Raw genomic sequence first — 6,640 nt, 5'->3', positions numbered from 1 at the left:
ACGAACTGGAACGCGCGGCGCTCAGCGGCAGGATCGGCCGCCGCGATTTTCTCGCGCGCTTGCTTGCGCTCGGCGTCAGCGCCAGTTCGGCAAGCTTGCTGGCGATGCATGCCGAGGCCGCCAGCCGCAACCAGGCCGCCCAGCGTGCGGCGCTGCGCGACGAGTATGACTATATTATTGTCGGCGCCGGTTCCTCGGGGTGCATACTGGCCAACCGCATTTCAGCCAGCGGCGCCTCGGTGTTGCTGGTCGAGGCAGGCGGCGCCGATATTGCTCAACCGAAGATCGCCCAGGCCCAGCTATGGCAGCAGAACCTGTTCAGCGATACCGACTGGGGACGCACCAGCATTCCGGAAGCCGGCCTGGGAAATCGTCCGCAGGCGGCGTCGGGAGGAAAAATCTGGGGCGGATCGGGCAGCATCAACGCCATGATCTGGCTGCGCGGCGATGCCCGCGATTATTTGCACTGGGCGGAACAAGTCGGCCCGGAATGGAATTTGCCGGCGCTGCACCGCGCCTACCTGCGGCTGGCGACGCCGCTGCCGAGCGCGCGTCCCTTGCGCTCGCCGGCCGGCACCGGCCCGATCACATTCGGCCGCTATGCGCCTGAACATCCGCTGACGTCTGCCTATCTCGCCGCCGGACGCGAATTCGGCCTGGGCGAGATCGAACTGAATGCGGGCGGTCTGCTGGACGGCATCGGCGTCGCGGAAGTGAATGCGACCGCGGACGGCCGCCGTTCGGGGCCGGCGCAAGCCTATCTGGTGCCGGCGCTGACCCGCTCCAACCTGACGGTGCTGTCAGACACGCTGGTGACCAAATTGGAACTGCAGGGAAACAGGTGTCGCGGCATCAACATCATTGTTGACGGTGTACCGAAGAAAATCACCGCCGCGCGCGAAACCATTCTCTGCGCAGGCGCATTCGAATCGCCGAAATTGCTGATGCTGTCGGGAATCGGCTGCGCCGACCAGCTTGCGCCGCTTGGCATCCCGCTGCTGCATGAGATGCCCAATGTCGGGAAAAACCTGCAAGACCACATCTTGCTGCTGAATATCCTGTTCAAGTCTCAGGCTACCTTGCCGCCGCCGGTCTCGAATGGCGCTTCCGCGTTTGCCTATTTCAGCAATCGATCGCGCCTGTGGGCGCCGGATGTCCAGGTAATGTGCCTGCAGAGCCCGTTCCTGACCAATGCCCTGCCGGTCGGCGCGGGCTTCAGCATTGCCCCTTTTCTGGCTAAACCGCGCAGCCGGGGCACTGCCAAATTGATTAGCTCGGATCCGCGCAAGCCATTGCGCATCGATCCCCGCTACCTGCAGGAGCGGGTCGACCAGGACAACATGATCCTCGGCCTGGAGCGCGCCATCGAAATCGGCAACAGCCGCGCCCTTAAACCGTTCTCGGCGGGACTGAACTCTCCGTCCGCGCTGAATACCCGTAGCGAGAAACTGGCGTTCATCGCGCAGAACGGCGGCGCCGGTTTCCACTATGTCAGCACCTGTTCGGCCGGCAGCAGCCCCGACAACAGCGTGGTTGACGCCCGCTTCCGGGTGTGGGGCGTCGACCGGCTGATGGTGGTCGATGCTTCGGTGATTCCGGAGGTCACGGTGGTCAACACGCATGCGCCGACCATGATGCTGGCCGAGCTTGCTGCGGAACAGCTAGGCATGGCGCCGCAGATTTAAGGGTTGGTCTTCAATCCCCTAAATCTATCAATGCCGCCAGGGGCACTCCCTCGGGCGTTTCATAGAGCGCAATCACCCAGGCTTGCGCCGGATTGGCCGCGGCCTGGTTAAGCGTCTTGACGACAAAGTTGATGGACGCCTTGTCCAGCCCGGCAAACGGGTCGTCCAGCAAATTGAGCCGGGCGCCGGCGGCAAACGCCGCCGCCAGCCAGACTTTCCGTTTGCTGCCGGTGGACAGCATGAACAGCTTCTTGTCCAAGTGCGGCGTCAGCGACAAACCTTCAGCCAGGCCGGGCAGCAGCGTGTCGTCAAAGCCGGGATACGCGGCATGCAGCGATGCGAAATAGTCACGCGCCGTCATCTGCTCGAACGCTTCCGAACGCGGATCCACCCAGAATACCTGCCGCCGGTAGAGGTCCGGCTGTCCTTCCAGGGATACGCCGTTGAGGTGCAATTGACCACCCTGGGCAGCCAGGTCGCCGGCCAGCAAGCGCAGCAGGCTGCTCTTGCCCCGCCCGTCGCCGCCGCGCACCAGCGTCACGCCGGCGGGAATCTCGGCCGACCAGTCGCTGAACAATTCCCGCTCTGGGTAGTGAAAAGTCAGGCCGGCGGCCTCGAGGATAACTGTGGGGTGCTGTTTCATGGTCTTGGTTTTCGGGGTTTTGTGCAGTTCTGCTTGTCCTGGATTGTAGAGGAAAGCATATGTGTATAAATAATTTGCCGGTTTATTACCGATTCATGGCCCTTTCTTTTATCTCGCGGGGCAACCCACATGAGAATCAGAGAAAGAGTCTCGTCGCCGTGATACGCGGTTTAGTACGAGATCCATCCGTAAGAACCGGTATCACCTACCGTTCCCGCAGGAACAAGCAAGGCCTCACAAAGGAATCTCGGCAATGAATATGCATACCAGGTACACATGTAGCGGTTTGTTGGGCTTGTCGCTGGCTTTCGCAGCAGCATCCGCATCGGCTGCGGACCAGCCGGCCGCCCCGGCCAATGGCCCCAAGGCAGGTGCGGCGGCTCAGAGCCAGGCCAAGCGCCCCGGCGACGGCATCGAACTGGTGGAAACGGCGCCTTCGCCGCTGGTCGCGGTGAAGGGAGCGGACGGTCGGGTCGTGGTGCAGCACTCCAACGACACGGTAGCGCCGCAAAAGAAAAACGAGGTGCGCTGATGAAAACCCTCGCTTGCTGTGCCGGACTTGTCGTCCTTCTTGCTGGTATGCCGGCGGCCCATGCCGCTGATTTTGTCCTGGTTAACCAGGATCCTCCCGGGGCTGGACTGAATGATCTTACCGCGGCGGCGCCGGTTGGCGGTAATCCCGGCAAGACCCTGGGCGAACAACGCCGCCTGGTCTATCAGTTTGCCCTCGAGATGTACGGCGCGCTGCTCAATAGTGCAGTGCCGGTGCGGGTGCAGGCCTCGTTCGCTTCGCTGGGCCAGAATTCCGCCGGCAACAATATCCTGGGCCAGGCCGGCCCGATCAACAGCTACCGCGATTTCGCCAATGCGCCGCTGGCCAATACCTGGTACAACGCCGCGCTCGCCAATGCCTTGCGCGGCGCCCAGAACAACCCGGGCAAAGACGATATCCAGTCGCAGTTCACCACCGACATCGATGTCGGCGGCGCCGGCCAGGGCTGGTATTACGGGCTGGATGGCCGTACGCCCAAGGGCCAGACCAATTTCCTGGATGTGGTTACCCATGAAATCGGCCACGGCCTGGGCTTTACCGGCGATAACGCAACGGCGCGCGCCGCGGCTGATCCGAGCCGGATCTACAACCGCTACATGCGCAGCGCCGGCGGACTCGACTGGAATGCGATGAGCGACGCCCAGCGCGCCGCCGCCCGCATCAGCGACAAGCTGGTATGGACCGGGCCGCAGGTGACGATCGAAGTGCCGATGAAGCTGCAGCCGGAAATTGCCTTGCAGATTTCGGCGCCGGCCGCAGCAGCGGGATATAACCCCTACGCCACCGCAGATTTCGGTGCGCCCGCCAGCAGCGCAGCGTTCAGCGGCAGCGTGGTGCAGGCGACTTATACCGATGCCGGCAATGTGGTGCATACCGACGGCTGCCTGCCGATCACCAACGGCGCGGCGCTCGCCGGCCGGATCGCCTTGATCGACCGCGGCGTCTGCAATTTCTCGCAGAAGACGCTGTATGCCCAGCAGGCTGGCGCGGTGGCGGTGATCATCGCCAGCAACAAGCCTGACGCGCTGGCGCCGATGGCCGCCGGCGATGCCAACGTGGCGGCGCTGATCACCATCCCGACCGTGCTGGTGACGCAAGCACTTGGCAACCAGCTCAAGGCCAACCTGCAAGGACTGGCTGCGGCCGGCATCGGGCCTTATGCGGACCGCCACCTGGCTGCGGTGCTGGCGGACGGCGTCGACGGCGCCGGCCATGCGGTCCAGCGTGTCAAGCTCTACGCTCCTCCGGGATTCCTGCCGGGTTCGAGCATTTCGCATTTCGACCAGCTGACCGTGCCGACCGCCCTGATGGCGCCCAGCGCCAGCGCTACCGTGATCGCCCAGGCTGACCTGGACCTGACGCCGGCGCTGTTCATGGACATCGGCTGGACCGTCAACCGCGGCCCGCTGAGCCTGCTCGATTGCGCCACCAGCGTGCCGATCTCTTCCCCGGGCGGCCTGATCCCAGGCGCCAACGCTCTCACCAACCTGAAGCTGTGCGCCAAGACCTCAGCCACCGTCGGCGACTATCGCGACTGCACCGGCCGTTACGTGCAATCGCGGCTGGAAGCCAAGCTGTTCAAACCGGCGCAGGCACAGAGCCTGAAGATGTGCCTGGTCGGCAGCAAGGCGGATGCGCAATACGCGGCCTGGCACTGAGCTGTTCCTGTCCTTCACTTTAGCTTGGGGAATTTCTGATGATGAATAGCCGCACAAAAGATGGCGTACCTGGTTTTTCGCTGCTGAAAATGAGCTTGTGCATCGCTGCACTGGGCTGGTTGCCGGCCGAAGCCGGCGCGCAGGTTGTACCTGCATACTTTCAGGCCAAGGGCTTGAACGACGGTTCGGATGATGCCAAGGCCACAGGCGCCGACGCCGTGGCGGTCGGCAGCAGCAGCGTCGCCTCGGGTGCCCAGGCTACGGCCTTGGGCACTGGCGCTTTGGCCAACGACGACAACACGACCGCGGTAGGCGCCTATGCCGCGGCCGCCAAAGCCAATGCATCGGCGCTGGGCGCCAACAGTTTTGCCGGGGAAGCCAGCAGCACTGCGCTGGGTGCCAACGCCAATGTGTTTGACGTCAACGGTACGGCGGTAGGGGAATCGTCGCTGGTCAATGGCAAGAACAGCACCGCGCTGGGCCGGATGAGCCGGACCAACAGCGACAACAGCGTGGCATTGGGCGCCAACTCGGTGGCCGACCGCGCCAATACCGTTTCGGTGGGCAGCACGCAAAGCACGACCGACAGCGCCGGCGTCGTCACCGCGCCGTTCCAGCGCCAGATCACCAACCTGGCGGCAGGCACGGCGGATAGCGACGCCACCAACCTTGGGCAATACCGCGCCGTGGTGTCTGCGCTGGGCGGCAATGCCTCGATCAATGCTGCCGGCGGCCTGGTTGCGCCGTCCTATGTGATCCAGGGCGCAGCTTCCTCCAAGGTCGGCGATGCTTTTGCGTCGGTCGATGTCTGGATGACCGGCATGCGCTCCTCGTTCACGACGCTCAATACGCAAGTGGGCGTGATCGACAACCGGGCGACCAAGCTGGAGCAGGCTGCCGGTTCGGGCGGTACCGGCACGACCGGCACCATCGGAACTACCAGCAACTCGGCGCAATACAACAGCGGTGGCACGGCCCTGGTGTTGAATGCCAATGGCGGCAGCGGCACGGTGATCAATAACGTCGCCGCCGGTACGGCGGCTACCGATGCGGCCAATGTCGGCCAATTGACCGACATGCAAAAGGCGCTAGTGTCCCTGTTCAACAGCGGCGCTTGCCGGGTCGGCGCCGGCGGCGGCATTGCCTGTGGCAACGGCGTCAGCGCCAAGGGCGCCAATGCTGTCGCCCAGGGCAACAACGCCAGCGCCGATGGCGACAACACGGTTGCTGTCGGCGCCGGGGCCACCGCCAGTTTTGCCGGTTCGGTGGCAATCGGCGCCGGCGCCCAGGCGATTGCCGATCCGGCCACGGCGGTCGGCAACAATGCGATCGCCAGCGGCAACAACTCGGTGGCGCTGGGCGCCAACGCGGTCGCTTCCGCTTCCAATTCAGTGGCCTTGGGACAAGGTTCGGTTGCGGCGCGCGCCAATACGGTATCGGTCGGTTATGCCGGCGGCGAGCGGCAGATCAGCAATGTCGCGGCGGGCACCGAGGGCACCGACGCCGTCAACCTGAACCAGATGAAGGCGGCGGCGCAGGACACGCTGAACCAGAGCAAGAGTTACGCGGCGCGGGCGGCGGCGCAGGCGATGGCGATCCCGCATGTGTATATGGCGCGCGGCGATAGCAGCGGCATCGCGGTCGGCACCGCCAGCTACGGCGGCTACGGTGCGTTGGGGGTGGCTTTCGCTTCCAGCGTTTCGCAGCACACGCAGCTGGCGGTCGGCGCCAGCGCCGCCAACGGCGGCAAGATGGCGATCCAGGGCAGCGGCAGCTTCTCCTGGTGATCAGGCGATCACGGTGAAAACAACTGGCCCTGCCAGTTGTTCCGCATAGGCGTCGTTGGCGAGGAACCAAGCTTTGTACGAACCGGCTGCAAGCTTGCTGATATCCAGGGTGACCTGGCCGCTGAGCGAGGATGCGTACTGGTACACGCTATAGGTTTTATAGCCGACCTGGTCTGGCACCTTGCTGTTCAATGGAAACACACCGACCCAGTTGCGGCTGTTCAGCTTCTGGGCCGGGGTGCTGTAGTTAAAGACAATCGTGCTGCCCTGGCGCACGATCGGGGTCGCTGTCGACAAGGTCGATGGCGTGATGA

Annotated in this window: 5 protein-coding genes and 1 pseudogene; 4 read left to right on the top strand and 2 right to left on the bottom strand. The window is 64.1% G+C overall.

Features of this window, described 5'->3' with window-relative positions; translation table 11 throughout:
* Window positions 1-1,685 (top strand): GMC family oxidoreductase (locus JWQ61_RS15870; protein WP_304361383.1); only part of this gene is annotated, 1,685 nt, incomplete at its 5' end.
* Window positions 1,686-1,695: 10 nt separating this feature from the next.
* Here the strand turns inward: JWQ61_RS15870 and JWQ61_RS15865 are convergent.
* Window positions 1,696-2,328 carry an ATP-binding cassette domain-containing protein gene (locus tag JWQ61_RS15865; protein ID WP_304361382.1) on the bottom strand — a complete coding sequence of 211 codons (633 nt, stop codon included), beginning with the start codon at window positions 2,326-2,328 and terminating at the stop codon, window positions 1,696-1,698.
* 253 nt (window positions 2,329-2,581) lie between these two features.
* Between JWQ61_RS15865 and JWQ61_RS15860 the strand changes: the two genes are divergently transcribed.
* From JWQ61_RS15860 to JWQ61_RS15850, 3 genes are read left to right on the top strand one after another with little or no spacing between them, the layout of a single operon-like run.
* Window positions 2,582-2,860, top strand: coding sequence for a hypothetical protein (locus JWQ61_RS15860; protein WP_304361381.1), 279 nt, complete (start codon window positions 2,582-2,584; stop codon window positions 2,858-2,860).
* Window positions 2,860-4,539, top strand: a complete 1,680-nt coding sequence (locus JWQ61_RS15855; RefSeq protein ID WP_304361380.1) for a PA domain-containing protein — start codon at window positions 2,860-2,862, stop codon at window positions 4,537-4,539. Before JWQ61_RS15860 ends, JWQ61_RS15855 begins: the two co-directional genes overlap by 1 nt.
* A 38-nt stretch (window positions 4,540-4,577) precedes the next feature.
* On the top strand, window positions 4,578-6,326 hold the full coding sequence (locus JWQ61_RS15850; protein ID WP_304361379.1) for an adhesin: 1,749 nt from the start codon (window positions 4,578-4,580) through the stop codon (window positions 6,324-6,326).
* Here the strand turns inward: JWQ61_RS15850 and JWQ61_RS15845 are convergent.
* A pseudogene (locus JWQ61_RS15845) lies at window positions 6,327-6,640 on the bottom strand (phospholipase C, phosphocholine-specific); the annotation flags it as partial.

Origin of the sequence: Collimonas fungivorans (genome assembly GCF_028292705.1) — a bacterium.
Classification (GTDB): domain Bacteria; phylum Pseudomonadota; class Gammaproteobacteria; order Burkholderiales; family Burkholderiaceae_D; genus Collimonas; species Collimonas fungivorans_B.
Note: the sequence above shows the minus strand (reverse complement) of the source record. Positions and strands in the feature narration are given on the sequence as shown.

Coding starts and splice junctions, on each gene's coding strand:
- JWQ61_RS15865 (WP_304361382.1), bottom strand. CDS start 2,328: ATGAAACAGCACCCCACAGTTATCCTCGAGGCCGCCGGCCTGACTTTT.
- JWQ61_RS15860 (WP_304361381.1), top strand. CDS start 2,582: ATGAATATGCATACCAGGTACACATGTAGCGGTTTGTTGGGCTTGTCG.
- JWQ61_RS15855 (WP_304361380.1), top strand. CDS start 2,860: ATGAAAACCCTCGCTTGCTGTGCCGGACTTGTCGTCCTTCTTGCTGGT.
- JWQ61_RS15850 (WP_304361379.1), top strand. CDS start 4,578: ATGATGAATAGCCGCACAAAAGATGGCGTACCTGGTTTTTCGCTGCTG.